The organism is Sphaerisporangium dianthi (genome assembly GCF_042654065.1).
GTDB classification, from domain to species: Bacteria; Actinomycetota; Actinomycetes; order Streptosporangiales; family Streptosporangiaceae; genus Sphaerisporangium; species Sphaerisporangium dianthi.
Genome location: NZ_JBHSFP010000026.1, coordinates 57498 through 84305, shown reverse-complemented (window position 1 = coordinate 84305; position 26808 = coordinate 57498). Strand labels below are relative to the sequence as shown.

26 protein-coding genes are annotated in these 26808 nt (G+C 71.9%); 10 read left to right on the top strand and 16 right to left on the bottom strand.

Annotated elements, in window-relative coordinates; all coding sequences use genetic code 11:
- Positions 1 to 24: 24 nt before the first annotated feature.
- The 3 genes from ACFO60_RS29490 to trpB are packed head-to-tail and all read right to left on the bottom strand — an operon-like array spanning position 25 to position 2764.
- The gene (locus tag ACFO60_RS29490; protein ID WP_380846496.1) at positions 25 to 771 is read right to left on the bottom strand and encodes a GntR family transcriptional regulator; all 747 of its coding nucleotides are present in this window, start codon (positions 769 to 771) and stop codon (positions 25 to 27) included.
- Positions 768 to 1553 (bottom strand): tryptophan synthase subunit alpha, encoded by a 786-nt coding sequence (gene trpA / locus ACFO60_RS29485; protein WP_380846493.1) that lies wholly within the window; start codon positions 1551 to 1553, stop codon positions 768 to 770. Before trpA ends, ACFO60_RS29490 begins: the two co-directional genes overlap by 4 nt.
- Positions 1550 to 2764: a tryptophan synthase subunit beta gene (gene trpB / locus ACFO60_RS29480; protein ID WP_380846490.1), complete on the bottom strand. Its 1215-nt coding sequence runs from the start codon at positions 2762 to 2764 to the stop codon at positions 1550 to 1552. Before trpB ends, trpA begins: the two co-directional genes overlap by 4 nt.
- 363 nt (positions 2765 to 3127) lie before the next feature.
- Here trpB and ACFO60_RS29475 point away from each other — a divergent pair, with 363 nt between their 5' ends.
- Together ACFO60_RS29475 and ACFO60_RS29470 are read left to right on the top strand one after the other, a co-directional pair.
- Entirely contained in the window at positions 3128 to 3712 is a 585-nt protein-coding gene (locus ACFO60_RS29475; protein ID WP_380846487.1) for a TetR/AcrR family transcriptional regulator, read from the top strand.
- A 201-nt stretch (positions 3713 to 3913) separates the two neighbouring features.
- The gene (locus ACFO60_RS29470; protein WP_380846484.1) at positions 3914 to 4993 is read left to right on the top strand and encodes a zinc-dependent alcohol dehydrogenase family protein; all 1080 of its coding nucleotides are present in this window, start codon (positions 3914 to 3916) and stop codon (positions 4991 to 4993) included.
- Here ACFO60_RS29470 and ACFO60_RS29465 read toward each other — a convergent pair.
- The 3 genes from ACFO60_RS29465 to ACFO60_RS29455 form a co-directional block, all read right to left on the bottom strand.
- Positions 4963 to 5643 carry a DsbA family oxidoreductase gene (locus tag ACFO60_RS29465; protein WP_380846481.1) on the bottom strand — a complete coding sequence of 227 codons (681 nt, stop codon included), beginning with the start codon at positions 5641 to 5643 and terminating at the stop codon, positions 4963 to 4965. The two genes, ACFO60_RS29470 and ACFO60_RS29465, sit on opposite strands and share 31 nt — an antisense overlap.
- Positions 5644 to 5648: 5 nt before the next feature.
- Complete coding sequence (locus ACFO60_RS29460; protein ID WP_380846478.1) at positions 5649 to 5828, bottom strand: hypothetical protein; 180 nt, start codon at positions 5826 to 5828, stop codon at positions 5649 to 5651.
- Between the two features lie 176 nt (positions 5829 to 6004).
- Entirely contained in the window at positions 6005 to 8272 is a 2268-nt protein-coding gene (locus ACFO60_RS29455) for an LLM class flavin-dependent oxidoreductase (protein WP_380846475.1), read from the bottom strand.
- An 88-nt stretch (positions 8273 to 8360) separates the two neighbouring features.
- Between ACFO60_RS29455 and ACFO60_RS29450 the strand changes: the two genes are divergently transcribed.
- A complete protein-coding gene (locus ACFO60_RS29450; RefSeq protein WP_380846472.1) occupies positions 8361 to 8897 on the top strand; it encodes a MarR family winged helix-turn-helix transcriptional regulator in 537 nt (178 codons plus the stop codon).
- Between the two features lie 22 nt (positions 8898 to 8919).
- On the opposite strand, the gene ACFO60_RS29445 is transcribed toward ACFO60_RS29450, so the two are convergent.
- Together ACFO60_RS29445 and ACFO60_RS29440 are read right to left on the bottom strand one after the other, a co-directional pair.
- Positions 8920 to 9567, bottom strand: a complete 648-nt coding sequence (locus ACFO60_RS29445; RefSeq protein ID WP_380846469.1) for a CGNR zinc finger domain-containing protein — start codon at positions 9565 to 9567, stop codon at positions 8920 to 8922.
- Between the two features lie 261 nt (positions 9568 to 9828).
- On the bottom strand, positions 9829 to 11184 hold the full coding sequence (locus ACFO60_RS29440; RefSeq protein ID WP_380846466.1) for a serine hydrolase domain-containing protein: 1356 nt from the start codon (positions 11182 to 11184) through the stop codon (positions 9829 to 9831).
- Positions 11185 to 11492: 308 nt separating this feature from the next.
- Between ACFO60_RS29440 and recD2 the strand changes: the two genes are divergently transcribed.
- From recD2 to ACFO60_RS29415, 5 genes are all read left to right on the top strand, one after another.
- A complete protein-coding gene (gene recD2, locus ACFO60_RS29435; RefSeq protein WP_380846463.1) occupies positions 11493 to 13727 on the top strand; it encodes an SF1B family DNA helicase RecD2 in 2235 nt (744 codons plus the stop codon).
- A 225-nt stretch (positions 13728 to 13952) separates the two neighbouring features.
- Complete coding sequence (locus ACFO60_RS29430; protein ID WP_380846460.1) at positions 13953 to 15164, top strand: L,D-transpeptidase; 1212 nt, start codon at positions 13953 to 13955, stop codon at positions 15162 to 15164.
- 305 nt (positions 15165 to 15469) lie between these two features.
- Positions 15470 to 16084, top strand: a complete 615-nt coding sequence (locus ACFO60_RS29425) for a DUF5994 family protein (RefSeq protein WP_380846457.1) — start codon at positions 15470 to 15472, stop codon at positions 16082 to 16084.
- Positions 16085 to 16224: 140 nt separating this feature from the next.
- A complete protein-coding gene (locus ACFO60_RS29420) occupies positions 16225 to 16563 on the top strand; it encodes an STAS domain-containing protein (protein ID WP_380846454.1) in 339 nt (112 codons plus the stop codon).
- Between the two features lie 133 nt (positions 16564 to 16696).
- Positions 16697 to 17110: a nuclear transport factor 2 family protein gene (locus ACFO60_RS29415; protein WP_380846451.1), complete on the top strand. Its 414-nt coding sequence runs from the start codon at positions 16697 to 16699 to the stop codon at positions 17108 to 17110.
- A gap of 18 nt (positions 17111 to 17128) precedes the next feature.
- Here ACFO60_RS29415 and ACFO60_RS29410 read toward each other — a convergent pair whose 3' ends face one another.
- From ACFO60_RS29410 to ACFO60_RS29400, 3 genes are all read right to left on the bottom strand, one after another.
- On the bottom strand, positions 17129 to 18115 hold the full coding sequence (locus ACFO60_RS29410; protein ID WP_380846448.1) for a radical SAM protein: 987 nt from the start codon (positions 18113 to 18115) through the stop codon (positions 17129 to 17131).
- 99 nt (positions 18116 to 18214) lie between these two features.
- Positions 18215 to 18922 carry an RraA family protein gene (locus ACFO60_RS29405; protein ID WP_380846445.1) on the bottom strand — a complete coding sequence of 236 codons (708 nt, stop codon included), beginning with the start codon at positions 18920 to 18922 and terminating at the stop codon, positions 18215 to 18217.
- A gap of 196 nt (positions 18923 to 19118) precedes the next feature.
- Positions 19119 to 19730, bottom strand: coding sequence for a TetR/AcrR family transcriptional regulator (locus ACFO60_RS29400; protein ID WP_380846442.1), 612 nt, complete (start codon positions 19728 to 19730; stop codon positions 19119 to 19121).
- Between the two features lie 138 nt (positions 19731 to 19868).
- Here ACFO60_RS29400 and ACFO60_RS29395 point away from each other — a divergent pair, with 138 nt between their 5' ends.
- Positions 19869 to 21083: a cytochrome P450 gene (locus ACFO60_RS29395; protein WP_380846439.1), complete on the top strand. Its 1215-nt coding sequence runs from the start codon at positions 19869 to 19871 to the stop codon at positions 21081 to 21083.
- A gap of 61 nt (positions 21084 to 21144) precedes the next feature.
- Here the strand turns inward: ACFO60_RS29395 and ACFO60_RS29390 are convergent, their stop codons facing one another.
- The 5 genes from ACFO60_RS29390 to ACFO60_RS29370 all read right to left on the bottom strand — a co-directional run bounded on the left by ACFO60_RS29390 (position 21145) and on the right by ACFO60_RS29370 (position 24951).
- On the bottom strand, positions 21145 to 22098 hold the full coding sequence (locus ACFO60_RS29390; protein WP_380846436.1) for a hypothetical protein: 954 nt from the start codon (positions 22096 to 22098) through the stop codon (positions 21145 to 21147).
- Positions 22095 to 22427, bottom strand: a complete 333-nt coding sequence (locus ACFO60_RS29385) for a PadR family transcriptional regulator (RefSeq protein WP_380846433.1) — start codon at positions 22425 to 22427, stop codon at positions 22095 to 22097. The genes ACFO60_RS29390 and ACFO60_RS29385 overlap by 4 nt, the downstream gene beginning before the upstream one ends.
- A gap of 282 nt (positions 22428 to 22709) precedes the next feature.
- Positions 22710 to 23528: an alpha/beta fold hydrolase gene (locus tag ACFO60_RS29380; protein ID WP_380846430.1), complete on the bottom strand. Its 819-nt coding sequence runs from the start codon at positions 23526 to 23528 to the stop codon at positions 22710 to 22712.
- Between the two features lie 22 nt (positions 23529 to 23550).
- Positions 23551 to 24120 (bottom strand): DJ-1/PfpI family protein, encoded by a 570-nt coding sequence (locus ACFO60_RS29375; protein ID WP_350738673.1) that lies wholly within the window; start codon positions 24118 to 24120, stop codon positions 23551 to 23553.
- Positions 24121 to 24207: 87 nt separating this feature from the next.
- On the bottom strand, positions 24208 to 24951 hold the full coding sequence (locus ACFO60_RS29370; RefSeq protein ID WP_380846427.1) for a GntR family transcriptional regulator: 744 nt from the start codon (positions 24949 to 24951) through the stop codon (positions 24208 to 24210).
- Positions 24952 to 25392: 441 nt separating this feature from the next.
- Here ACFO60_RS29370 and ACFO60_RS29365 point away from each other — a divergent pair, with 441 nt between their 5' ends.
- Positions 25393 to 26778, top strand: coding sequence for an extracellular solute-binding protein (locus ACFO60_RS29365; RefSeq protein ID WP_380846424.1), 1386 nt, complete (start codon positions 25393 to 25395; stop codon positions 26776 to 26778).
- Positions 26779 to 26808 lie beyond the last annotated feature (30 nt).

Here is a 26808-nt window from a genome sequence, read left to right as displayed (position 1 = left end):
GAAGATCCGCCCGTACCGGGACGGTCAGTGCTGGGAGACCCAGTGCAGCGACAGGTCCGTGGCCTTGCGCTCGGCCCTGATCTCCATCCACTCGCCGAGGATCGTGGCATGGTCCATGACGATCAGGGCGCCCTGGTCGTCATAGGTCGCCCGTTCGCTGACGAAGACCGGGCTGCCCGCCGGGTGCCGCAGCCGCGCCGCGATCGGGGCGGTGAGCAGGGCCGGCCTGACCCGTTCGGTCGCCCGGTGCACTCGCGCGCCGGCATCGGTGAGCGCGGTGTACAGCGGGGTCTCGGTGAAGTCGGTCCCCTTGATCGCCGAGGCGTGCGGCTCGGCGATCCAGGAGATCTGGTGGACGGCGGGCCGGCCCAGCAGATGCCGTACGCGTGCCAGCCTGAGCGCCCGGCGCTCGGCCGGCGCGTCGCCCAGCAGCGGGGTGAGCGAGCGCGGGGCCGGCCGGATCGCGGCCGACAGCACCTCGGTCCGCAGGGGGTGCCCCTGCCGGCGGAGGTCGTCGCCGAGGCTTCGCAGCGTGTCGAGGGGGTACTCCGCGCTGACCGGTGTCACATAAGTGCCGCGGCCGGCCCGCTGGACGATCAGACCCTCGCCGCTGAGGACCTGCAACGCCTGCCGCAGCGTCATCATCGTCACGCCGTAGGAGGCGCTGAGCTCACGCTGCGCGGGCAACGCCTCGCCCGCGCGGTAGTGCCCCGACTTGATCTTGTGGGTCAGGTCGTCGGCGATGGCGCGGTAGCGGGGCGTACTGCTCATCTGGCTCCCTGGTCGAGTGCGCGTCGAATGCTCGCCACGTATTCTCCCAGCTCGCGTGGCCGGGCGCCGTCGAGAAGCTTGCGCATCAGCGCCGAAGCCACCACGACGCCGTCGGCGTGATCGGCCAGCTCGGCGGCCTGCGCCGGGCTGGAGACCCCGAAACCGAACAGGACCGGCCGGTCGGTGAGTCCCTTGAGCTCGCGGCCGAGCCGGGCGGCCCGCTCGGAGATCTCGCCGCGCTCGCCGGTGGTGCCCATGCGGGTCAGGGCGTAGACGAAGCCCCGGCTGCGCTCGGTGATCTCGCGCAGCCTGGCCCGGGAGGAGGTCGGAGCGGCGAGCAGCACGAGATCCAGGCCCTCGGCCGCCGCGGCGTCCGCCAGTTCCCCGGCCTCCTCCAGGGGCGCGTCGGGCACGATCAGCCCGCGCAGCCCGCTCGCGGTGAGCGCCGCGCAGAAGTCCGCGGCGCTCCGCTGCACCACCAGATTGCTGTAGGTCATCGCGATGAGCGGCACGTCGACGTCGAGCGTCGCGACCTTCTCGAGGATTCCCTTGACCGTGGTCCCGGCCGCGATGGCCCGGTCGGAGGCCTCCTGGATCGTGACGCCGTCCAGCATGGGATCGGAGAAGGGAAAGCCCAGCTCGACGGCGTCGGCTCCGGCGTCGGCGTAGGCGTGGACGACGTCCGTCCACCCGGGGGTGACCCCGGCGGTGACGTAGGGCACCAGCAGGGGACGCCCCGTGCCACGGCGCGCGATCAGGAACTCTTCCAGGGATCGGGTCACATCAGATCCTTGATGGAGGCGATGTCCTTGTCTCCCCTGCCGGAGAGGGTCAGCATCACGGTCGACCCCGGCGCGATCTCGCCGGACTTGGCGGCCCGGATCACCCAGGCCACGGCGTGCGAGGACTCCAGCGCGGCCAGGATCCCCTCGGTGCGGGCCAGGCACAGCAGCGCCTGGACGACCTCTTCGTCGTTCACGGTCTCGTAGCGGGCGCGTCCTGAGTCGCGCAGATGGGCGTGCTCGGGGCCGATCCCGGGATAGTCGAGGCCGGCCGCGACCGAATGGGCCTCTCTCACCTGGCCGTCCTCGTCCTGCAGGACCAGCGAGCGGAAGCCGTGCAGCACCCCGGCCCTGCCGAAGGTCGCCGCCGCGCCGCCCTCGGCCTCGACCCCGACGAGCCGGGCGGTGGTGCCGGCGAAGCCGGCGAACGTGCCCGCGGCGTTGGAGCCGCCGCCGACGCAGGCGACCACGTAGTCGGGCACGCCGACGGGGAGTTCGGCGGCGCACTGGGCGCGGGCCTCCTCGCCGATCACCCGCTGGAACTCGCGCACCATCCACGGATAGGGATGCGGGCCCATCACCGACCCGAGGCAGTAGTAGGAGTCGTCCACCGACGACACCCAGTGCCGCATCGCCTCGTTGCAGGCGTCCTTGAGGGTGCGGCTGCCGGTCGTGACCGGCACGACCTCCGCGCCCAGCACGTTCATCCGCAGGACGTTGAGCTCCTGCCGTTCGATGTCGCGCTCGCCCATGAACACGGTCGCCTTGAGGCCGAGGAGCGCCGCGGCGGTGGCCGTGGCGACGCCGTGCTGGCCCGCGCCGGTCTCGGCCAGCAGCCGTTGCTTGCCCATCCGGTGAGCGAGCAGCGCCTGGCCGAGCACGTTGTTGATCTTGTGTGAGCCGGTGTGCGTGAGATCCTCGCGTTTGAGCAACAGGGTGATGCCGAGCTCACGGGAGAGCCGCCAGGCGGGGGTCAACGGAGTGGGGCGGCCGGCGTAGACCGTGAGCAGGGTGTCGAGCCTGCCCCGGAACTCCGGGTCGCTCCAGGCCTCGCGGAACGCCGTCTCGATCTCGTGGCAGGCCGGGATCAGCGACTCCGGCACGTACCGCCCGCCATAGGTTCCGAACCGGCCGGTGACGCCGGGGTCGCTCATCGCGCGGGCGGCGGGCACCGTGACGCCCTGCCGGCCGGACCAGGACATCTCGTCCATGATCGTCTTCTCTCTCTCGACTGTTCTAGAACAGTAGCCCAGAGCCTCCGGTCGGAAAACCCCCGGATCAGGGGGAGTCCCGGCAGCAATCACGCCCAGCGGCGGCCCGGCGACGCCGGGCGGACGGCTCGGCCGTAGCGTCGAAGCGGAGCACGCTGTCCCGGAGCCGAGGAACGAGCGGATACCCCGCCAGGGCTGAGGACGATCCCGATCCGACCGCTCGAAGTGCCACCCACCTGCCCCCTGACCGCCTCCATGTCGCCGGCCCGTGGTGGGGGCCGGGTTGCGATCAGACAGACCTGTCCGTATTTTGTGAGGGGTCCGGCAGGCGTGCCGGCCCAGGTGACAGATCGGGTGAACGGCATGACCACGACCGCGAAGCGTCTTCCCGCGCGCGAGCGCATCCTGACCACGGCCGGCGACCTGTTCGCCGCGCACGGGTTGCGCGGCGTGGGCGTCGACCGCATCATCGCCGAGTCCGGCGTGGCCAAGTCGACGCTGTACGTCCACTTCCCGTCCAAGGACGAACTGGCCGCGGCCTATCTGCGCCGCACGGACCACTCATGGCGCGGCAAACTGCGCCGGGCCGCGCTGGCGGCGGGGGACGACCCCCGCGAGCGGATGGTGGGCCTGTTCGACGCGGTGGCCGGGGCGTACGCCCGGCACGGCTTCCACGGGTGCCCGTTCATCAACGCGGCGGCCGAGAGCGAGCCGGGAAGCCTGCCCTATGCCGTGACGGTCGAGCACAAGCGGGCCGTGCGCGGCTGGGTGCGCGAGCTCGCCGAGGCGGCCGGAGCCGCGGACGCCGATGGCCTGGCGCTCCAGCTGACCCTGCTCATCGACGGCACCCTGGCCGCGGGCAAGCTCGAACAGGACCCTGCCATGCCCGCCGCCGCCAAGGCCGCGGCGCGGGCGCTGATCGAGCGTTCCTGTCCCGCCCCGGCCTGACCCGGCCGCCTGATGCGCCTCAGCTGCGGCGTGTCAGGTCCCACGGCCGAAAAAGACAGACCTGTCTGTTTTATCGGGCTGGTGGAGCGACGGCCCGATCTCCGCCCGAACGCCCGAGAACAAGCGCCGTCCGGGCATGCCCACTTGCCCCGGAGTCGCGCCGGCCCAATAGCGGTACGAACACGAGAAAGGTGATTTCCCATGCGCGCGATAGTGCTGCGAGAGTTCGGCGGTCCCCTGACCCTGAGCGAGATCGAGACCCCCACGGCCGGCCCCGGCCAGGTCCTGGTACGCGTAGGAGCAAGCGGGGTCAACCCGCTGGACACCAAGATCCGCGCCGGCAGGGCCGCCCACGCCCGCACCCGGCTGCCCGCCGTCCTGGGCCTGGACCTGGCGGGCGTGGTCGAACGGGTCGGGGAGGGCGTCACCGGGTTCGCCCCCGGCGACGAGGTCTTCGGGCTCACCGGCGGGGTCGGCGACCTTCAGGGCTCGCTCGCCGAGTTCGCCGCCGTGGACGCGCGGCTGCTGGCCAGAAAGCCCGCGTCGCTGGGCACGCGTGAGGCCGCGGCGCTGCCGCTGGTGTTCGTCACCGCCTGGGAGGCCCTGGTCGACCGGGCCGCCGTGCGGGAGGGGCACAAGGTGCTGGTGCACGGCGGGGCCGGAGGCATCGGGCATGTGGCCGTCCAGCTGGCCCGGGCACGCGGCGGCGAGGTCTTCGCCACCGGGTCCACCCGCAGCCTTGCGACCATCCGGCGCCTCGGCGCCACCCCGATCGACCACAGCACCACTCCGGTTGAGGACTACGTCGGCGAGCACACCGGTGGGGAGGGCTTCGACGTCGTCTTCGACACCGTCGGCGGCGAGACCCTCGACGCCTCCTTCGCCGCGGTCCGCACCTACACCGGTCACGTGGTCAGCGCCTTGGGGTGGGGGGCGCACAGCCTCGCCCCGCTGTCGTTCCGGGGCGCCACCTACTCCGGCGTCTTCACCCTGCTGCCGATGCTGACCGGCCGCGGGCGCGACCACCACGGGGAGATCATGCGCGAGGCGGCCGCGCTCGCCGACGCCGGAGCCCTCGCACCCTTGCTCGACCCGCGCCGCTTCACCCTCGCGACCGTCGCCGAGGCGCACGGCCTGGTGGAGGCGGGCGCCGCCACCGGCAAGATCGTCGTGGACGTGGACGTGGACGTGGACGTGGACGTGGACGTGGACGTGGACGTGGACGTGGACGGTGGCCGGGGCGCCGGCGGTCAGCGGGCCGGCGGAGCGGCGGCCTCGTAGGCCTGGCGGAGCGCCGACAGGAACAGTTCGGCCGGCTGCGCGCCGGACACGGCGAAGGCGCGGTTCAGCACGAAGAACGGCACACCGGTGACGCCCAGCTCGCGGGCCTCGCGGATGTCGGCCTCGACGTCGTCGAGGTGGGCGGTGCCGCCGACGACCCGGCGCGTCTCGTCCTCGGGCAGCCCGGCCTCGACGCCCAGGCGGACGAGCGTCTCGGCGTCGTCGAGGGTCTGCCCCTCGATGAGGTTGGCGCGCAGCAGTCTCTCGTGGGCCTGGCCGTCCAGGCCGTGCTTTTTGGCCAGGTGCGTCAGCCGGTGCGCGTCGATGGTGTTGACCATGATCGAGTGCTCGAGGTCGTAGACCAGGCCTTCTTCGGCGGCCAGCGCCGTGACCTGCGCCTGCATCGTCCGCACCTGGGCGGGCGTGGCGCCCATCTTCTCGGCCAGCATCTCGGGAACCGGCTTTCGCGCGCCGCGAGGGAAGGCCGGGTCGAGCTGGAAGCTGCGCCAGACGACCTCGACGTCCCCGGCGTGCTCGAATCTCTCCAGGGCGCGCTCCAGACGCCTCTTGCCGATGTAGCACCAGGGGCACACGACGTCCGACCAGACCTCGACGCGCACCGTCTTCACCGCTTTCGTCGTGTCGTTCATGGCGTTCACCGGCACGTCCCGTCCGCGCACATGGCGTCCGGGTCGCCGCCGAGGACGATCAGTCCTGGCGCGGCGGCCGGGCCGCCGGCACCGGCGGCGGGCCGGCTCGCCGGCTCCGGGGGAGCGGTCGTTCGCTGGTCGTCGGGCATGGTGGCCCCTTTCACATCGGCTCGCTTGTGGTCCATGGGTGGTGGTCCTCCGTCGCGGCGCCCGGCCGGGGGCGGGCGCCGCGACGGAGGATCGGCGGGCGGCGGTCGCCGGCGTTTCGGCGGGCGAACGCTCTCGGCCGGGCGCCGACGGTCGACACTGCGACCGTACTCGGGAGGATGACGTATCAACCAACCGGGGTGGGGCCGAGCGGTCAGCCCGCCGGGTCCGGGGTGATGGGGAAGTTGTGCCGGAAGACGTTGCAGGGGTCGTAGGCGGCCTTCACCCGCCGCAGCCGCCGCAGCGTGGGCGGCGGGAACGCCTTGGCCAGCAGGCTCTCGTCGCCGTGCGACTCGAAGCTGAGGTAGATCGCCTCGGCGCCGAGCCGTTCCCATGCCCGCGCGGCCTGATCGTCCCGGGAGCTGTGGAACACCCCGGTGAGGGAGAAGTTCTGCGTGCGGTGGGCGTAGGCGGTGGCCTCCGCAGGGGTGTCGTTGACCGCGCCGCCGACCGAGCGCACCTGCACCATGCCGGCGCCGCGGTCGAACAGCCCGGCCACCAGCGCGGAGGTGGCGCCGTCGAGATGGCCGACCAAGGCCGAGCGGGTGCGCGTGCCCGACTGGCCGTGGTGCTGGTTGTGGTGCGGCGCGACGATCGCGGCGTAGGGGGCGAGCTGAGCCTGCTGCTGGAGCACCGGGCCGAGGCCCAGGAAGGGCTCGATGGCCGCGACGGCGGCGTCGGTGTCGTCGCCGGCCCAGACGATGAGGTTCTGGGCGAGGATCGGCTCGCCCGGGCCGGAGGGGAAGAGCGACATGAAGGCCGTGAGGGCGCGTGGGCTGTCCTCGACCAGCCGCCCGAAGCCCTCCAGCAACGCCGCGGTGTCGGAGGCGTCGTACACCAGCACGGCGAAGACGACCTCGCCCACCTCGGCGGCCTCGATGTCGAAGGAGGTGACGACGCCCATGTTGCCGCCCGCGCCGCGCAGCGCCCAGAACAGATCGGGGTGGTGCTCGGCGTCGGCCCGTACGACGCGCCCGTCGGCGAGCACCACCTCGGCGCCCACCACGTGGTCGATGGTCAGCCCGTAGGAGCGTCCGAGGAAGCCCTGGCCGCCCGCGGTCGCGAGGCCGCCGACGCCCACGTCGCCGTAGTCGCCGGAGCTGATCGCCAGCCCGTGCGGCTCGAGCGCCTGCGCCACCTCCCCCCAGCGGGCGCCGGCGCCAACGCGCACCAGCCGGCGCGCGCGGTCGATCACCTCCACGCCGTTCATGGCTCCCACGTCGATGACGATGCCGCCGTCGTTGGTGGCCCGCCCGCTGATGCCGTGGCCGCCGCTGCGCACCGCCAGCGGGACGTCCTGCCGCCGGGCGAAGTCAAGGGCGTCGGCCACCTGCCCGGGTGTGGCGGCGCGCACGACCAGGCCGGGGGCGCCGCGCCAGACGTAGGTGGAGCGCACGCGCGAGTAGTCGCGGTCGCCGGGTTCGACGGCGATCGCCGACAGCGAGGCGGGCAGCGCGTCGTAGTCGATGCCGGGGCTGCGCAGCGCGAGCGCCCGGGCCGGGCGCGCCGGGCCGGTGACGGTCGCTGTGGACGCCCGTTCGGCGGCGAGCGCCTCGCGCAGGCCGGGGGCGACCTCCTGGGCGAAGGTCTGGATGGCCCGCGGGTCGTCGGAGGCGATGAGGAAGGTGCTGACGCCGTCCTGCAGCGCCAGCGGCAGCAGTTGCTCCACCCAGGTCGCGGGCGGGCCTTTCAGCAGGCCCCCTCCGGCGGCGCCGAAGTCGCCGCCCATGAGGTTGAGCAGGCGGCGCACCTCGCGCGGGTCGCGTCCCGCCTCGACGGCGGCCTCGTCAATGATCTTGTTGCCGCCGGAGACGTCCTCCGGGGTGACGTAGCCGAGGGTGGGCAGCCAGCCGTCGGCCTTGGCGCCGACCAGGCGCAGCATGCGCGGCTTGTACGCTCCGAGCCAGATCGGCACCTCGTGGGCGGGGGCGGGACCCCGCTTGGCCCCGCGGACCGAGTAGTAGGTCCCCTCGATGCGCAGTTGGGCGCGCTCGCCGGCGTCCCACACGCCGCGGATCACGTCGATCGCCTCGCTCAGCGCGTCCACGCCCTGCCCGGGGGTGAGGCGGCGGCCTCCCATGGCCTCGATGGCGTCCCAGAAGCCGCCGGCGCCGAGGCCAAGCTCGATGCGCCCGCCCGAGAGCAGGTCCAGGCTGGCCACCGACTTGGCCAGGACGGCCGGCGGGCGCAGCGGCAGGTTCAGCACGTTGCCCGACAGGTGGATGCGCTCGGTGCGGGCGGCCGCCCAGCTCAGCAGCGTCCAGGTGTCCAGGTGGGCGGGCTGGTAGGGGTGGTCCTGGAAGGTGACCAGGTCCAGGCCGGCCTGCTCGCTCAGCCGGGTGAGGGTGACGGCGGCATCGGGGCGGCGGCTCTGCGGCGTGATGAACGACCCGAACCGTAGATCGTGGCCATAGTCGGGCATGGAGGTCCTCCGCCGGGAAACTGGTAGATATGTCAACCATACCCGAGAAATGGATGACGTATCAACCTCACCGAAGTAGGCTGTCGGTATGACCGCGCAGCAGCAACCGGCGAGGACGGCCCGGCCTTCGGAACTGGACGCCTGGCACGGCTATGCCGTCGTCCACGCGCAGCTCGCCGCCCACCTCGCGCGCGAGCTGACCCGCGCCACCGGGCTCTCCGACGCCGACCACCAGGTTCTGGACGCGCTGCTGGACGCCCCCGGCGGGCGCATGCGGGCCCTGGAACTGCGCTGGGCGTTGCAGTGGGAGAAGAGCCGCCTGTCCCACCAGGTCGCCCGCATGCGCTCGCGCGGCCTGCTCGAACGGGACGTCTGCACCAAGGACGCCCGCGGGTGGGACATCAGCCTCACCATCACGGGACGGGAGTCGGCGCAGCGCGCGCGGGAGGTGCGTGAGCGGTCCGTGCGGCGCTTCGTCGTGGAGACCCTCGGCGCCGAGCGCCTCGCTCACTTCGCCGAGGCCGCGGCCCTTCTGGCCGCCCGGCTCGAGCGGGTGGCGCAGGAGGATCCCGACTGCCGGGCCGCCCGCGCCGCCGCCTGCGCGGACGCCGGCCCACCCACCTGAGACCCGGCCGCGCCCGCCGTTGTCAGGGGCGGGGCGGTTCGGCGCCGGTGTGCCTGCGCTGGTAGTGGCGGGCGGCCCGTGCCCGGTTGCCGCACGAAGGACCGCACCACTCCTGGCGTCCGTGGCTCTTGACGAAGTAGCGCACGCAGCGCGGCGCCGTGCAGGCCCGCAGCCGCTCACGCTCGGGGCCTGACAGGAAATCGACGGCGGCGCGGGCGAGGGCCGCGAGGAGCCGGACGCGCGGATCGGTCTCGGCCGACAGCGGCCGCACCTCGGCGGGCCCTCCCGCCGGCCAGTGCAGCTGCGGGACGGTCGGCTCGCGGGCGGCAACGGCGTTGAGGTGGGCCAGAGCCTGGCCGGCGGGGATCAGGCGCCGGGCGTCGGCCGCGCTCGGCGGGCCGGGGCTGACCGCGCGCGCGAACAGCGCCCGGACCGCCCCCCGCAGTTCCACGAGCTCGCCCCTGAGGTCCTCATCGGCGACGCCACCCGCCAGGCCCGCCCCGGCCGCCCCGTCCGCGTCGTCTCCGGCGCGGACGACGCCGGCGGGCAGATCGTCCCGCTCGCCGATCCACGTGGCCGTTCCCGCGACGGTGGCCAGAAGGTCCATGACGCCTCCATCGCCGTCGTGGCGGATGGTGTTGGCCAGATCCACCGCCGCAAAGCGCTCCACAGGTCCTCCCCTTCGGCGTCCGGTCGTCGTCGTCCTGGACGCCTCCCACTCACCTCAGAGTAAATCCCCTAACGGGAAACCGGTGTTTTCCGTTAGATGACGGACGTGCCCGGCCCACCGGCCCGGTTGCGGCGCCGGCTCGCGCGGCAGCCCTTCGACCGGGGCGTCGGCGCTCACATCGGCGTCGGTGTTCCGCCGTCAGCGGCCGCGCCTCGACGCCGGGCCTTCACCGCTCGCCGCCTCCACCGGCGCGTCCGGGGCTCAGTGCCAGCCGGACTCCTCCACACCGCCCGGGATCGGCGCGGAGGGGTCGTAGGGGACGCGGGTGAAGATGAAGGTGTTGAGGTCCAGGTGGCCGACGGAGCCGTCGGCCCGCCGGACCACCCGCAGGCTCTCGCCCGCGTAGTAGCCCTCCAGGCCGAGCCAGGAGCCGTCGGGCTGCGCGGCGAACCGGGAGGTGCGGCCCTGCCCGCTCACCGGGGACAGCATCAGATCGCGCCCGGGCAGCAGGCGCAGCAGGAAGGCGGTCGGACCCCAGTACCAGGGGCCGGTCAGCTGCAGCAGGTCGGGGTCGGCGGGGGTGGGCGCCCAGGCGCGGGGGATGGCCGGCTCGTGGGCCTCCAGGATGTCCAGCAGGTCGGTGGCGACCGAGGGGCGCAGCCCTGAGGTGGCGTTGGCCATGCACAGCACGCCGCCGCCATCGGCCGGATCGCCCCAGACCACGGCCAGGAAACCGGGCATGGACCCGCCGTGCCCGGCCAGGCGGCGCCCGCGGTGACGGAGCAGCTGGATGCCCAGGCCGAAGCCCACGCTCCACATGTCGGCGTCGTCCACGCCGGCCGGCTCGCGCATCTCGGCGAGCGTGGCGGGGGACAGGACGCGCTGGTCGCCGCGGGCCAGGAAGCGCGCCCACGTGGCCAGGTCGGCGCAGGTCGACCAGAGCTGTCCGGCCGGAGCCATGGACACCGCGTCGTGCTCGGGCTCGGGCAGCAGCACGTCGGCCCACGGGTGCACGGCGTACCCGCGGGCGTGCGGCACGCGCGGCCGGGTCGTGGTGTCGCGCATGCCCAGCGGCTCGAGGATCTCCGCGCGGACGACGTCGGCCCAGTCGGCCTTGCGATGGCGGGCGACCAGCTCGCCGAGCAGGGCGAAGCCGAGGTTGGAGTAGTGGAAGCGGCGGCCCGGCCGGTGGCGGGACGTCCTTTCGTCCAGGGCCTGGGTGAGCGCGTCGATCTCCACGCCGGGCACACGCTCCCACCACTGGCCGGGCGGCTCGGCGGTGAGGCCGCCGGTGTGCGACAGCAGCTGGGCGATGGTCACCTCGCCCACGGGAGTGGCCGGCATGTGCCGGGAGAGCGGGTCGTTCAGCTCCAGCAGGCCCTCGTCGCGCAGCCGCATCACCAGCACGGCGACCAGGCTCTTGGTGATGGAGCCGATGCGATATTGGGTGTCGGCGGTGGGGGCCGCGCCGTCCTCGGTCGTGCCCCTGGCGCCGAACCAGACCGGCTCGCCGTCGCGCAGCACCGTCGCGACCAGCGAGGGCAGCCGCGCCTCGGCCTGCTCGATCGCCACGCGGCGCAGCAGCGCGCGAGCCGTGCCTTCCAGAATCGCCGCCATCGGCCGCCCTCCCGATCGATGAACCCGCCGGTAACAGTGCCACATTAGCGGGGATCTCTCGCGTGCCGGCAGCCATGCGTTCCCACGGGAAACGCGCGCGGGCGCGGGCTGCGGGAGTACAGCCGGCCATGACCACCCCGGCGGAAGGACGCCCCTCCGGCCACGCGCTCAACGCCGTTCTGCGGCGCGTCACCTGAGAACGTTCCGCGAGGAACCATGCCTTCGGCGGGACTCCCGTTCGACGTCGGCCGCGTCCGCCTCCGCGACGGTCGCTCGAGTGTCGTCCTGCTGCTCTACCCTTGCTGAAAATGCTGGGGGAGAGGGGTTCCGTGACGACTGGATCAGGCGGTCCTCCTGGTGTGAGTCTCAACGCGGTCCTGGAGCGCATCACCTTCGCCAGCGAGGAGACCGGGTACACCATCGCCAGGGTGGCCGTCGAGCGGGGCGGGGCCGACCTGGTGACGGCGGTGGGGCCGCTGCTCGGGGCGCAGGTCGGCGAGAGCCTGCGGCTGACCGGCCGGTGGGGCTCCCACCCGAAGTACGGCAGGCAGTTCGAGGTCTGGTCGTACACCACCGTGCTGCCGGCCACCGTGCAGGGCATCCAGCGTTACCTGGGGTCGGGGCTGATCAAGGGCATCGGCCCCAAGATGGCCGAGCGCATCGTCGGCCACTTCGGGGTGGCGACGCTCGAGGTGATCGAGCAGTCGCCCGAGCGGCTGGTGGAGGTGCCCGGGCTCGGTCCCAAGCGCACCAAGATGATCGCCGCCGCCTGGGAGGAGCAGAAGATCATCAAAGAGGTGATGATCTTCCTGCAGGGCGTCGGCGTGTCCACCTCGATCGCCGTGCGCATCTTCAAGCAGTACGGCGACACCTCGATCACCGTGGTCAAGACCGAGCCCTACCGCCTGGCCGACGACGTGTGGGGCATCGGCTTCAAGACGGCCGACACCATCGCCCAGGCCGTCGGCATCCCGCACGACAGCCCCGAGCGGGTCAAGGCCGGCCTGCGCTACACCTTGTCCCAGGCGGCCGACGCGGGCCACTGCTACCTGCCCGCGCCCAACCTGGTCGGCGACGCGGTGAAGATCCTGGAGGTTCCGGCCGAGCTGGTGGCGAGCTGCCTGGACGAGCTGGCCGCCGCCGAGGGAGTGATCCGCGAGGAGGTCCCCGCCGGCGACGCCGTGGTGCCGGCCGTCTACCTGGTGCCCTTCCACCGGGCCGAGCTGTCGCTGGCCGGCGGGGTGCGCCGCCTGCTGGACGCAGGGCACGACCGGCTCGGGGCCTTCGCCGGGGTCGACTGGGACGCCGCGCTGGCCTGGCTGCGCAAGGAGACCGGATCCGAGCTGGCCCCCGAGCAGTCCGAGGCGGTGCGGCTGGCGCTCACCTCCAAGGTGGCCGTGCTGACCGGCGGCCCCGGCTGCGGCAAGAGCTTCACCGTCCGCTCGATCGTAGCCCTGGCGCGCGCCAAGAGGGCCAAGGTCGTGCTGGCCGCCCCCACCGGCAGGGCCGCCAAGCGGCTGGCCGAGCTGACCGGCCACGAGGCCACCACCGTGCACCGCCTGCTGCAGCTGCGCCCCGGCGGGGATGCCACCTTCGACCGCGACAACCCGCTGGACGCCGACCTGCTGGTGGTGGACGAGGCGTCCATGCTGGACCTGCTGCTGGCCAACAAACTGGTCAAGGCGGTGGCCACCGGCGCGCACCTGCTGTTCGTGGGCGACGTCGACCAACTGCCCTCGGTGGGGGCCGGCGAGGTGCTGCGCGACCTGCTGGCCGCCGACGCCGTCCCGCGGGTGCGCCTGACGCAGATCTTCCGCCAGGCGCAGCAGTCCGGTGTCGTGGTCAACGCCCACCGCATCAACACGGGCCTGCACCCCGCGCTCGAGGGCATGAAGGACTTCTTCCTGTTCCCGTGCGAGGAGCCCGAAGAGATCGCCGAGCTCACCGTGGACGTGGTGGCCCGGCGCATTCCCCGCAGGTTCGGCCTGAACCCCAGGCGCGACGTGCAGGTGCTGGCCCCGATGCACCGTGGCGCGGCGGGGGCGGGCAACCTCAACGGCGCGCTGCAGGAGGCGCTGACCCCTTCCCGCGAGGGCATGCCCGAGCGGCGTTACGGCGGCCGGGTCTTCCGCATCGGCGACAAGGTGACCCAGCTGCGCAATAACTACGACAAGGGCGTGGCCGGGGTTTTCAACGGCACCGTGGGCGTGGTCACCGACCTGCGCCCTGAGGACGGCAAACTCACCGTCCTCACCGACGAGGACGAGAGCGTCGAATACGCCTTCGACGAGCTGGACGAGCTGGCACACGCCTATGCCGTCTCGATCCACCGTTCGCAGGGCAGCGAATATCCCGCGGTGGTGATCCCGCTGGCGACCAGCGCCTGGATGATGTTGCAGCGCAATCTTCTCTACACCGCCGTCACCCGCGCCAAGAAGCTCGTCGTCCTGGTCGGCTCCCGGCGCGCCCTGGCCCAGGCGGTGCGCACGCGCGGGGCCGGACGCCGCCACACCAGCCTCACCCACCGGCTCCGCCAAGCCTGACGCGGTACGAGCACGGCGACCTGCATCACATTCGACGGTTTTGCCCTGCTCTTATGCTGACAATCTTGTTCGACCCAACTCACCGGCTCGTGCCCGCTTCCGTGACCTGAATCTCGCCTGCGAGTTGGCCGAAACGTGATCCCTCGCGTCCCAAACCGGTACATTCTGGTGCCGATCCCCATTAAAGTTTTTTGTGAGCACTTTGCCGTTTCTGGGGGAGAGGCCGTGCGGGACTTCCGTCAACGTCTGAGGACTCCGATCGCCGGGCTGGCCGTCGCGACGGCCTGTCTGCTGACCGCGTCATGCTCGGGCGGCGCGGGTTCGGGTCCCGCGAACCCCGGCGCGCAGGGCGGCGGCACCAGCGCGCCCGCCACTCCGGCGCCGCAGATCAAGATCAGCCCCGCGGAGGGCGCGAGCAAGGTCCGGCCGGAGAAGAGCGTCGTGGTCACCGCCACCAACGGCGAGTTGGAAGAGGTCACCGTCGAGGCCGGCGGCAAGCCCCTCAAGGGCGAGTTCGACGCCGCCCGCACCAAGTGGGTGTCCAAGGGCCCGCTGAAGCCGTCGGCCACCTACACCGTTTCGGTCAAGGCCGGCGGCGGTGGCGGACCGGCGACGGCCAGCAGCACCTTCACCACGTTGAAGCCCGCCCAGGAACTGCGCATCGCCGACATCACCCCCAACCTCAAGGGCGAGACCGTCGGCGTCGGCATGCCGATCATGGTGCGCTTCAGCCGGCCCGTCGGCGACAAGGAGGCCGTCGAGCAGGCGCTGAAGGTCACCGCGGAGAAGCCCGTCGCCGGAGCCTGGCGGTGGATCGACGACAGCCTGGCCATCTACCGCACCGCGAAGTACTGGCCCGCCCACCAGAAGGTGCGGTTCGCCGCCTACCTGGAGGGCGTGCGCGCCGGCAAGGACGTGTACGGCGTCCGGAACTACGCCACCACCATGAAGATCGGCGCCGCGTGGGTCAGCAGCGTGAACACCCGCAGCCACACGATGATCGTCCGCAAGGACGGCAAGATCGTCCAGCGGATGGCCATCAGCGCCGGCAAGGCCACCACGCGCGAGTACACCACCACCAACGGCGTCCACCTGACGATGGAGCGCGGCAACCCGGTCACCATGATCTCCCCGGGTAAGAAGAAGGGCGACCCCGGCTACTACAAGGAGATCGTCAACCACGCCGTGCGCATCTCCAACAGCGGCGAGTACGTGCACAGCGCCCCCTGGTCGGTGGGATCGCAGGGCCGCGCCAACGTCAGCCACGGCTGCGTCAACGCCCGTCCCGACCAGGCCAGGTGGTTCTACGAGAACTTCCACCGCGGCGACGTCGTCAAGATCGCCGGAACCAACCGCGCGCTCGAGTGGAACAACGGGTGGGGATACTGGCAGATGCCGTACAAGCAGTGGAAGAAGGGCAGCGCGCTGGCCGGCTGATCCCCGGCCCGCACCCGCTCGCCCGGCGGCCATGGCCACGTGCGCGGGCCGTTCCCCGCGAACGGTCGCCGCCGTCCCACCCTGGCGGTCTCTCCCGGAGGGCTCTCCAAGGACCCGAGGCGCCGGGCAGGCGCCCGCTGCTGGGAGGGCGGTGGACGCCGCGGCCTCGCCTCTCCGGGATTCACCTCCCGAAGAGGTAGAATAAGAACTACCGAGGACTTTTCGAGCGTTGGCATTCAAGTCGGCGTCGCCCACGGCGATAGACCACTAGCGGCCCTCATCGGCCCGGTCAGGCCAGGCAGCTCATGACGTCGGCACTCGTCTCTCATCTCAAGCCGCTGAGCACCGCGGCCTCCGCGGTTCCCGCCGTCGACTCCTCGGTCCGGCTGAGCCTCGATCCTCCACTGAACCGGCGAGCCCCCGTGGACGGGGTGTGGTGGCCCCGCTCCCGGGACGCCGCCGCCGAACTGCCCGGCCTCGTCGCCGCCGTCGACCAGCGGCTCGGCCGCACCACGCTTCGGGTCGGCGTGTACAGGGACGCGTGGGACGACATCCCGCGCCGTATCACGAACCGAGGTCGCCAGATCAGGGTCGGCTGGTTCCGCAGCTCCGACCCCCGCGTGATCACCTTGATCTTCGCGGCCGGCGAACCGGTCGTCCTGTCGGTCGCCGAACAGGGCACCACGCCCGGTCCCACCGAGGCCGCGCCCAGGCTCACCACTCAGGACACCACCACCGAGAACACCACCACCGAGAACACCACCATCCAGGACACCACCGGCCCGCGATCGGCCGGCGTTTCCTCCCTCGCACCCCTTCCGACGTCCCCGGCTCCCCGCACGGCAGAGGCCGACAACCCGGCCGGATGGGAGAACGAGGGCGGATCGACCGATCGTGCGGTCGCCCGCCCCACCGGCTAGCCCGCCCGTGCCGCCGTGCCCGTGCGCGGCCTGCCGGCCGGACCGAGCGGCGCCGACGCCGCCCTTCCGGCGGCCGGCCGATCTCCGGCCGGCAGCGCCTCACCCCGCACTTCTTCCGCTCTCCGCGATCGGGGAACCTCATGACCGTGATCGACGCAGTTCCGCTCAGCGCAGTCCCGCCCAAGGTGGCCGACCCGGCTCTGCCCACCACCGTGCGCCTGTCCGGCCACATCGACATCTTCACCAGCCCGGCGCTTCGCCTGCACCTGCTGAGCGTGCTGCACACCAGCACGAGCCGGCTCATTCTCGATCTCTCCGAGGTGACGTTCTGCGACACCGGCGGCCTGGGCGTCCTGATCGGCATCCAGCGCCGCGCCCGGGCGCGGGGCATCACCCTCTCCCTGACCGCGCCCCGCCCGCACATGACGCGGCTTCTGCGCAGCACCGGCCTGGACCGCCGCCTGCCGATGGTGGTCTGACCGGACCGGACACCCGGTACCCGCCCGTCCCCCGACGGGCGATCGCGGGTGGATCCGCCGCGGTCCTCACGCGCCGGTGGACCGACGGCCGCGGACGGCGCGTCGATGCGGGCGCGCGATAGCATCCGACGTTGTGACGCCCCACGAGCTGGCCGGCGCGTACCTGGCGGCGTTGAGCGACGGAGACCTCGGCCGCATCCTTGACCTGTTCGCCCCCAATGGCATGGTGCGCTCGCCCATGTACGGCCCGATGGCGGCGGCGGAGTTCTATCCGGCGGTCCTGGCGGACACCTCGGCCTCGCATCTGACGTTGCGCGGGGTGACGACGGGTCAGACGGCCGCGGGCGTCACGCTGGTGAACGTGTGGTTCCACTACGACTGGCGTCTGGCGAGCGGCCTCGCGGCGCCGTTCGACGTGGTCGACGTGCTCGAACTGGACGAGCAGGGCCGGGTGGCGGTGCTGCACATCGTCTACGACACCGTGGACGTGCGGCAGGCCTACGAGGAGGACACCGGTCACACGTCGTGGCGGGCGGCCCGAGACTGAACGACCGCCCCGGTCGCCCTACAGCAGGGTGAGCTGGCTGTCGGCGGTGCGGCGGGGCTGCCAGGGCGTGCGGTGGGCGCCGATGCCGTAAAGGCGGGCGAGCTCGGCCACCCGGCCCTCAACGCGGCGCCGGTAGTCTTCGGCGGCGACCGGCCCCGAGCCGTACAGCTCCTCATAGCGCGGCAGCAGCCGGGGGTGCTCCTCGGCCAGCCAGCGCAGGTACCACTCGCGTGAGCCGGGCGGCAGGCGCAGCACCATCGGGGTGAGGCTGACCGCGCCGGCCTCCGCGACCCGGCGCACCACCGCCCGCAACTGGTCCTCGGAATCGGTCAGGCAGGGCAGGATCGGGGCCATCAGCACCCCGCAGGGCACCCCCCGCTCGGCGAGCTCGGCGCACAGTTCGAGGCGTTTCTGCGCGCTGGGCGCCCCGGGCTCGACCACGCGGCGCAGCCGGTCGTCGACGAATCCGATCGACACCCGCGCCTCCACCTCGGCCACCTCGGCGGCCTCGGCGATCAGCTCGGCGTCACGCAGGATGAGCGCGCTCTTGGTCATCACCCGGAACGGGTTGCCGGCGTCGCGCAACGCCGCCAGGATGCCCGGCATCAGCCGGTAGACGCGCTCGGCGTCCTGGTAGCAGTCGCCGCTCAGCCCGATGCCCACGGCCTCCCCGGCCCACCGGGGGGAGGCCAGCTCGGCCCGCAACCGCCTGGGGGCGTCGGTCTTGACCACGATGGCCGAGCCGAAGTCGCGCTCGCCGTCCAGGCCGAGGTAGCGGTGGGAGCGCCGGGCCCCGCAGTACAGGCAGGCGTGGGCGCACCCGCGGTAGGGGCTGACCGCCCAGGGCAGGCCGACACCCGCGGCCTCTGGCACCCGCTCGATGATCGTGCGCGCCGGCACCTCGTAGTACGTCGTGTCGCCCTCGGCTCGGCGGACGGCGCGCCGCTCGATGCGCGGCCGTGCCGCGAGGGTGTCTTCGACAAGGGGAAGGGCGTCGAAACGCATGACCTACAGTGGAACACGTATTCGATACCCGTGGCAAGCGATCGCGCCATGCGGAGGCCGAACACGCGAGCGGTGCCGGCCGGTCACCCTTGCGGGCGGTCATTCCTCGACGGCGCCGCCGATGGTGCGCAGGTGCTCGCGGAAGGTGAGCGAGGGCGTCCGCCCGCGCCGGGCGAGGTAGTCGCCGAAGCGCACCTGGCCGCGCAGCGAAAGGCCCGCGCGCATGCGCTCGGCCTGGCGCCGTTCGGTGTCGCGGATGCCCTCGGCGAGGGTGAAGAGCTCGTCGGCGCGGTCGTCCGGCACGAAGACCACCCCGTCGTCGTCCCCCAGGGCCAGGTCGGCGCCGGTCACCGTCAGCGCTCCCACCGTGGCCGACAGCAGGGCGTCCTCGGGCAGGGCGTCCTGGCGCAGCGGGCCGGTGGAGATCGCCCCCAGGCTGAAGACGGGCAGCCCGATGGCCCGGACGTCGGCGGTGTCGCGGTGCAGTCCCCAGATCACGACGCCGCTCAGCCCGGCCGTCTTGGCCTCCAGCACGACCAGGTCGCCGACGCACGCCTCGTCCAGCCGGCCGCCGTTGTCGACCACCAGCACGTCGCCCGGCTCGGCGTTGTCGAACGCCTCGAGGAAGACGTCGACGCTGCCCGCGTGCCGGGCGGGGAGTACGCGCCCGCAGAGCCGGGTGCCGGGGATCACGGCGCGTACCGGCGCCGGCGCACAGCGCACGGGGACCTGGGCGCGGACGCAGGCGTCGGCGAGATGAGCGGTGGTCAGGGCCGAGAACCGCGCCTGAAGCTTTTCGTGATCCATGCCGTGTTTCCTCCCGGCGCCGCCCGTCGTGTTCCTGCCTCACCAGACGCTGTCATGCGCCAGGGCCGGCGTCCACCCACGGCCCCACGCGTCGCCGGTCGTCTCCGCGCCCAGGTCTCCGCGAGCCGCCCGCCGGACCTCGGGCGGGCCCGGGCGGCGCTGGCGGGTGCGCGCTCGACGCGGCGCCGGCCGGAGGTCAGGCGGCCGGGGAGGACGCCGTGGCGGCGTAGGTGCGCAGGTGGTGGAGCGCCGCCTCGATGGCGACCTCCAGCGGGATCACCGAGCCGGTGGTCTGGCCCATGATGACCCCGCCCTGCAGCGAGGCCAGAACGGCCAGCGCGAGGGTGTCGGGGTCGGCGTCGGCCGCGAGCAGCCCGGCCGCCCGCATGGTGCGCAGCCCTCGGGCCAGATGGTCGCGCCACTGGTCGAACAGATCGGTGATCAACGTGCGGATGCGCGGGTCCTTGCGAGAGAACTGGCTGGTCAGCGCGGTGAGCGGGCAGTATTCGAGCTTGGGGGTGTAGATGGCGAGGATGAGCGCCCCCCACTGCTCCCAGGCCTCCCAGGTGTCCAGGTTGTCCAGCAGAGGACGCTGATCGTCCAGCACCTTGCGGGCCTGGTCGTGGGCGACGGCGAGCAGCAGTTCGGCCTTGCCGTCGGGGAAGTAGTGGAACAGCTGGCTCTTGCTGGTGCTGGTGGCCGCCCGGATGTCGTCCAGGCAGGTGTCGGCGGCGCCCTTGGCCGCGACCAGCTCGGCGGTGGCCTCGATGATGCGCGCCCGCGTCGCGGCGCCCTTCCTGGTCAGCACGATCACCAGTCTAGTGGACCGGGGAGTCCAGGGGTTGTGGCCGGATGTCCGGCGGTTGCCGTAGTCCGAGGACGTAGATACGGTGGCCAGTCAGATGTTCAGATCATATGATCTCACCACTCGATCATGGGAGGATCCATGCCTGCTTCCGGCCCCGAGCCGACCGTCCCCGAGGTCGACCTCACCCGGCCCGAGGTGATCGGCGACCCGTTCACCGCCTACGGGCAGGTCCGCGAGAGCTCCCCGCTGGCGCGCCTGCTGGTTCCCGGCATGGAGCCGTGGTGGCTGCTCACCCGGCACGAGGACGCCAGAGCGCTGCTTGGCGACCCGCGCTTCGAGATCAACGCCGACAGCTTCATGCGGCCCGGCGTGCCGAAGGACTGCCTGCCCTACATGCGCACCATGGCGGAGATGAGCGGGTCGGAGCACGCGCGGCTGCGCAAACTGGTCGCCCCCGCCTTCACCCCGCGCCGGGCCGCCGACTTCCGCCCGCGCATGGAGGCGATCGCCGGCAGGCTGCTCGACGAGGCCCGGCGGCAGGTCCCGGCCGGCGACGGCCCGGTGGACCTGCTGGCGCATTTCGCGCGCCCGCTGCCGATGGAGGTCATCTGCGAGCTGGTCGGCATCCCCGAACCCGACCGCACGCGGTGGCGCGCCTACGGCGCCTTCATCGCGGCCGGCGCGGGCCAGGAGTTCACCGCGGCCGTTCCGGAGATCATCGAAGGGGCCAAGGCGGCGGTGGCCCGCCGTCGCGCCGACCCCGGCGACGACCTGCTGTCCGACCTCATCGGCGTGCAGGCCGACGACGGCGACCGGCTCAGCGACGTCGAGCTGGTCGCACTGGTCTGGCTCCTGGTCCTGGCGGGCCAGACCCCGGCCAACCTCATCGCCAACGGCGTGGTGGCGCTGCTCGGCCACCCCGGCGAGCTCGCCGCCCTGCGCGAGGACCCGGCGCTCATGCCCGGCGCCGTGGAGGAGCTGCTGCGCTGGTGTGCTCCGACGCTGCTGTCCATTCCTCGCTACGCGCGGCAGGACACCGAGCTGTGCGGCATGCCGGTGCGCAAGGGGGACGCCGTGACGGTCGCCGTCGCCGCCGCCAACCGCGACCCGCGCGCGTTCGCCGACCCCGAACGGTTCGACGTCAGGCGTGCCAAGGGCCCGGCGGGGCACCTGAGCTTCTCCCACGGGCCGCACTTCTGCGTCGGGGCGTCGTTGGCGCGCGTGCAGACCCAGGTGGCGCTCACCGCGCTGCTGCGCCGCTTCCCCGATCTCGCTCTCGCGGCGTCGCCGGGCGAACTGCGCGCTCCCGACCCCGGCACCTGGCGCGTGACCGCCGTCCCGGTGACCTTCTGACACAGGGGTCCCGGAAGCGACCGCGGGCGCCGGCGCAGTTCACGCCGGCCGGCATGCCGGGTCAGCGCCTGCGAGCGGCAGGATCACGGCCGGCCGGCCGGCGCGCGAGCATCGTCCCAATGGCGAAAGCGCCGAGCACGCAGCCGATCTGCGCAAGGGCGACGGAGGTGGGCAGGGAAGGGAGTTTCCCGAGGTCGCCCAGCGCCGTTACGGGCAGGGACAGCAGCAGTGCCGCGCGCCGTCCCACCACCGACCCCGCCGCGCATCCCGCTGCCGCCGCCATGATGATGAGCCAGGGCACAGGTTTCCAGAGTGCGATCTCATGGTTGGTGGCCGCGTCGAGCACGTGCCTGCCGACCTTGCCGGCGGCCAGCCCGATCAAGCCGAACGGCGTCCAGAGCATGAGTGCGCGCCGGGAGATGAGCGACATCCCGTCGCGGGCCGGACGGGTGAAGGCGACGGCGACCGCCACCACTTGCGACAGGAGAGGCAGGCCGGCATTCGGCGTCACCAGCCGGTCCGGTTCGCCGAGCGCCAGGGTGAAGGACAGGTTGTCCGATAGATACAGCATGAACGCGAGCGCGCCCAGGGCGGCGATCCCCCGGTGGCGGCACGCGACCGCGAGCACGGGCAGCGCGAAGACGATGATCGGTCCGGCCCAGCGCAGGAGCGACCACGGTTCTTGCGTCCAGTAGTGCAGCAGGCCGGGGCCGCTGTGTGCCAGCGACAGGACCTGGCGGGCCAGCGTGTCGGTCAGGATGAGAACAGGCCACAGCGCCATGCCCACGGCCATGGCGTCCCGCCACGCGGGCGCCGACACCGTGCCGAAGGCCCGCCGGTGGTGCAAGCGGACCGCGCCTGCCAGCAGATCGGCCACGTCGGCGATGTGCGGGCGGGTCTGGCCGGGCCGTGATCCGGCCAGCAGTACGCCGATCATGTCCTCCTCGTGCCGCGTGCGGTGATCATGGGGATACCAGGCCAGGAGCCGCCGGTATCCGGCTTCGAGGGAGCTCACGCCATTCCTCCGAGGCCGGCGGCGCGCAGCCGCGTGGAAGCCGCTCGCGCCTGACGGCGCATCCGCTCGGCCTCCGCCGCCAGCCGGGTCGCCCCGTCACCGGTCAGCTTGTAGTACCGCCGGACCCTGCCGTCCACGATCTCCTCGCGATCCGCGACGATGAGGCCCTCCTCCTGCAGCCGGTCGAAGGCGGCGTACAGGGTTCCGGCGCGCAACCGCACCCGGCCCTCGGAGATCTGTTCGACCTCGGTGATGACGCCATACCCATGTTGAGGACCGGCGGTGAGCGCGGTGAGGATCAGGAAAGTGGGCTCCTGCATCGATCTCATTCGATCAGTATATATCGATGATCTATCTATCAAGGCGATCGGCGCGGACGTGCTCGCCGGGTGAGCCTTCCGGCGGTGCCGGCTCACGGCCCGGAGCATGCCTTCGCGGATGCGCTCCGATCGTCAGCAGCTCCCGCACCACTCCTCCTCGTCCCGGCCGCGACGACCGGTGTCAACGATGCTGGGGCTTCACCCAAGGGGAAGGTCAACAACATCACCACCCTTCGACGCGGCTCCCCGGCGATCGCCGCACGCTGACCCGAGATCGAGATGTCGCAGCGATCAGCGACCTTGTTCCCGGCCGAGGAAGCACGACAGGAGTCGCCTGAAGTCGTGCGGGTGCTCGAGCGCCGGCACGTGCCCGCATCGGCCGAGCACGTGCAGACGGACATCGGCAAGGTGCCCGAGCAGGGGCAGGGCCGCCGTCCCGAGCGGGGTGACTCGGTCCTCGGCGCCGTGGACGAGCAGCACGGGCGCGCGGATCCCTGCCAGCGTCTGCGCCGAGAGGGTGAGCTCGTCGGCCCAACGTGCCCTGGGCGGAGGGAACAACGACGCGAACGCGGCCGCCCCCGCTCGCATCGCGTCCGCACGGGCGGCGACGGCCGACTCGGTCACGAGCGCTTGGTCGAGGACGAGGCGGCTCAACATGTCTCGTGCCCCGAGCGGGCCGGCGGGGGCGGCCCAGATCGCGTCGAGCTCGGGGGACAGCGGCGCCCCGGGGGCGCCCATCGTCGAGACCGCCACGACACGGGTGACCTGCTGGGGACGCGCGGCCGCCAACGCCAGCGCCACGGCACCGCCCATGGAGTGGCCCACCACGGCGTAGTGCTCGACACCGAGAGCGTCCATCAGGCCCGCGGCCTGCTCCGTCCACAGCCGGAGCCCACCCCTTGCGCCCGCCGGGATCGGTGTACGGCCGAACCCCGCCTGGTCAGGAGCCACCAGGCGCCAGGACGCGCCCAGCGCCTGTGCCGTCGTCGCCCAGGCGCCGGATCCGGTCGTACCGGGTCCGGAGCCGTGCAGCATCAGCACCGCGGGCCCGGTGCCGCTCTCCAGGACGTGGACGGGGGAGCCGTCGACCGTGACGGTCCGAAGTGCCATCACCGAGACAGGTCAGGTGTGCTCATGCCGATGCGGAGTTGATGGACTTCGAGAAGAGCTCCATCATCGCCCTGCCGAACTGCGGCATGTCAGGCCACCCCCGGCAGGAGACGAGGTTGCCGTCCACGACGTCGGGAGCGTCGATGACCGTCGCGCCCGCGTTCTCCATGTCACCGGTGATGGGGGGGAAGCACGCCGTCTTCCGCCCCTTCAGCAGCCCGTACACGGCCGGCACCTGCGCGCCGTGGCACACCAGCGCGATCGGCAGGTCGCGCGCGAAGAAGTGCTCGGTGATGCGCCTGACGTCGGCGTCGACCCGGATCCACTCGGGGGCGCGTCCACCAGGGATGATGAGGGCGTCATAGCGCTCGACGTCGACCTCGGCCCAGGGCACGTCGACCGGCAGCTTTCGGCCGTTCTTCTCCACGTAGGCGTCGGAGTTGGGGTCGAACTCGTGGATGACCAGCTGAACGTCACGCATCGTCCGTGACGAGACGTCAACGTCCCAGCCGCCCTCCTGCACGCGATAGTAGGGATACATGGTGTCGAGCTCCTCGGCGGCGTCGCCGGTCAGGAGCAGCGCTCTGGGCACCTGCTTCTCCTCGCATCTGGGGCGGGTTGGATTAATCCGATCCAATCCGATCCGGTTGGGTTAGCATTCCTCGGCCCAGCCCGCCCGTCAAGCCTTTACCGCCGTTGCGTCCGCGACCTTGACCTCGTCGAACAATCGCCGGAACCGCTCGCCGGACAGCAGGATGTGCCGGCGCATGGCGTAGGCGGCGGCGTCGGGGTCACGCGCGGCGACCGCGGCCAGGACCTCTTCGTGCTCGGCCATGGCCAAGTGAGTGACCTGGGTGTCGTGGAGAAGCCGGAACAGGTGCACGTGCGCGTGCAGGCGAGCGAGCGCTTCGCGGATGACCTGGTTCTCCGCGCTCAGGGCGACGAGATCGTGGAAGGCGGCGTCGCGTAGCCCGAAGGCGCCATAGGCCATGGGCCCCTTGCCCCCCTCCAGCTCCGCCATCTCCTCCAGCATTCGCCGCAGACCGGCCACCTGCTTCGAGGATGCGCGTTCGGCGGATCGGCGCGCCGCTGCCGGCTCGAGGAGCAGGCGGACCTCAAGCATGTCCTCGAACCGGTGACGGGTGATCTGGGGGGGAATGCGATAGCCGGCATGGGGCACACGCACGACCAGGCCCTCGGCCTCCATGCGGTTCAGAGCGTCTCGGATCGGCGTCTGCGAGACCCCCAGCTCTCGCGCCAGGACGTCGATCGTGACGCGGGAGCCAGGCTCGATCCGTAGCGACATCAGCTGTCCGAGCAGCGTGTCGTACACCTCGTCGGCAAGCCGGCCGCGAGATCTTCCCGGCGGCGTTGCGCCCGTCATGGCCCCACGGCGCCGCGCGATCATCGCTTCGTCGTCCATCGTGTCGTGAGGTCCTTTCTTGCGTCTTCGGGAACCTGTTGACATCGGCCGCAACGCTGCGGGATGCTGACGCCCCCACTCGGATCGTATAGGAAAGGTGACGGATGTCGGTCATCCCTCACCCATCGCGGAACCGCACGCCATCGCTCCGCTTCGATCAGCTGGAGCTCCCATGAGCATGCTCGACGTCCTCCTCGGGTCGCCACCGGGCCGCACAAGGACCGAAGGACCTCTCGACCGCCTGAAGCCCCGTCACGTCGCGGCGTACCCGTGACGCCGGTCCGCGGGGTCAGCCCCTGCGACAGCCGGCGACACGCCTGAACAACCCAGCAACCGCTCGGCGAAGCACCCAGCAAGGCTCCAGAAGTCCCCATCCAGAGAGCAGGCAAGAAGATGCGGTATCCGCAGCGAATAGGACGACTGTCCGTTCCCGGTCGAAAGGTGCGGCTGGCGACGGCGGCCATGTTGGTGGCCACGACCGTGGCGGCTTGCGGCGGCGGCGGCCAGGACGACGGCGCGAAGGCGAGCGCCCCCAAGGCGCCGGCGACCATCCCGGAGCTCACCAAGGACCCGCTGACCCTCAGCTTCATCTGGTTCGACTGGCCCCCCGCCCACGCGCTGGAAGCCTTCGCGAACGCGGAGTACAAGAAAGAGCGGCCGAACGCGACCATCAAGGTCAACACCGTGCCGAACGCGAACTGGCACGACGCGATGTTCACCCAGTTCGCCGCGCACAAGACCGACTTCGACATCCCGATCCTGGACTCGCAGCACATCGGCGAGGCCGTGACGAACGGCAACATCCTCGACATCACCGACTTCGTCAAGAAGAACATCGACGTCAAGGCTTACAACCCGTACCTCCTGGCGGCCTACGGCCAGTTCCCCCAGGCGGAGACCGGCAAGCGCGACGAGAACGCCAGCCTGTACGGGCTGCCGCTGCTCGGCGACACCTGGACGATGATCTACCGCAAGGACCTGATCGGCGACAAGCCACCGCAGACCTGGGACGAGATGATCGCAGTCGCCGAGAAGTGCCAGAAAAACAACCCGGGGGTCAGCGGGCTGGCTTTCCACCAGGCCAACGGCTCCGACGCCGCGGCCGTGACCTACAACACGGTCAACGGCATCTACGGCGGCAACCTCTGGGACCCCAAGACGCGCAAGATCAACGGCGTGATCAACGACGCCGCGGGCCAGGAGGCGATGGACGTCCTGGTCAACAAGATGAAGCCGCTGACCGCCAAGGGCTCCGGCAACTGGTTCATCGACGAGGTGAACGCGGCGGTCGCCCAGGGCAAGGCATGCATCGCGTTCAACTGGATCGCCGCGAGCGGCGGCCTGCTCGACCCCAAGCAGTCGACGCTCGGCACCTCGCGGGAGCAGATTCTCGACAAGCTGGGCTTCGCCACCCTGCCGACCCAGAAGACGAACCTGGTGCCTCTCGGCGGCATGGGGATGCACGTGTCGGCCTACTCGCCCCAGGCGAACCAGGCGGAGGCACTGAACTTCATGAAGTGGTTCGAGCGGGCCGACATCCAGAAGAAGTGGGCCGCGGCCGGTGGCGTGCCCTCGCGTACGGACGCCCTGGAGTCGCCCGAGTTCCTCAATGCCGGGCCGTTCAACCAGGTGTACACCGACTCGGTTCCGCGGATGCGGGACATGTGGAACGTACCCGAGTACGCGCGCCTCGTCGACATTGAGAACACCAACGTGAACGCGGCTCTCAACGGCGCCAAGAAGCCGAAGGACGCGCTCGACGACATCGCCAAGGAGCAGCAGGGCGTACTCGACTCCGGCAGCGGTAAGGGCGGCGGCGGACTGTGAGTGACCCCGCCCCTCTGACGACCGACCACC

Bases quoted from the DNA above. Each gene is read 5' to 3' on its own strand.
- ACFO60_RS29450 (WP_380846472.1), top strand. From the start codon at position 8,361: ATGACCGCGCAGCAGCAACCGGCGAGGACGGCCCGGCCTTCGGAACTG.
- ACFO60_RS29410 (WP_380846448.1), bottom strand. From the start codon at position 18,115: ATGCGTTTCGACGCCCTTCCCCTTGTCGAAGACACCCTCGCGGCACGG.
- ACFO60_RS29420 (WP_380846454.1), top strand. From the start codon at position 16,225: ATGACCGTGATCGACGCAGTTCCGCTCAGCGCAGTCCCGCCCAAGGTG.
- trpB (WP_380846490.1), bottom strand. From the start codon at position 2,764: ATGGACGAGATGTCCTGGTCCGGCCGGCAGGGCGTCACGGTGCCCGCC.
- ACFO60_RS29475 (WP_380846487.1), top strand. From the start codon at position 3,128: ATGACCACGACCGCGAAGCGTCTTCCCGCGCGCGAGCGCATCCTGACC.
- ACFO60_RS29455 (WP_380846475.1), bottom strand. From the start codon at position 8,272: ATGCCCGACTATGGCCACGATCTACGGTTCGGGTCGTTCATCACGCCG.
- ACFO60_RS29370 (WP_380846427.1), bottom strand. From the start codon at position 24,951: ATGGACGACGAAGCGATGATCGCGCGGCGCCGTGGGGCCATGACGGGC.
- ACFO60_RS29460 (WP_380846478.1), bottom strand. From the start codon at position 5,828: ATGGACCACAAGCGAGCCGATGTGAAAGGGGCCACCATGCCCGACGAC.
- ACFO60_RS29465 (WP_380846481.1), bottom strand. From the start codon at position 5,643: ATGAACGACACGACGAAAGCGGTGAAGACGGTGCGCGTCGAGGTCTGG.
- ACFO60_RS29490 (WP_380846496.1), bottom strand. From the start codon at position 771: ATGAGCAGTACGCCCCGCTACCGCGCCATCGCCGACGACCTGACCCAC.
- ACFO60_RS29405 (WP_380846445.1), bottom strand. From the start codon at position 18,922: ATGGATCACGAAAAGCTTCAGGCGCGGTTCTCGGCCCTGACCACCGCT.
- recD2 (WP_380846463.1), top strand. From the start codon at position 11,493: ATGCTGGGGGAGAGGGGTTCCGTGACGACTGGATCAGGCGGTCCTCCT.
- ACFO60_RS29385 (WP_380846433.1), bottom strand. From the start codon at position 22,427: ATGAGATCGATGCAGGAGCCCACTTTCCTGATCCTCACCGCGCTCACC.
- ACFO60_RS29425 (WP_380846457.1), top strand. From the start codon at position 15,470: ATGACGTCGGCACTCGTCTCTCATCTCAAGCCGCTGAGCACCGCGGCC.
- ACFO60_RS29440 (WP_380846466.1), bottom strand. From the start codon at position 11,184: ATGGCGGCGATTCTGGAAGGCACGGCTCGCGCGCTGCTGCGCCGCGTG.
- ACFO60_RS29395 (WP_380846439.1), top strand. From the start codon at position 19,869: ATGCCTGCTTCCGGCCCCGAGCCGACCGTCCCCGAGGTCGACCTCACC.
- ACFO60_RS29380 (WP_380846430.1), bottom strand. From the start codon at position 23,528: ATGGCACTTCGGACCGTCACGGTCGACGGCTCCCCCGTCCACGTCCTG.
- ACFO60_RS29470 (WP_380846484.1), top strand. From the start codon at position 3,914: ATGCGCGCGATAGTGCTGCGAGAGTTCGGCGGTCCCCTGACCCTGAGC.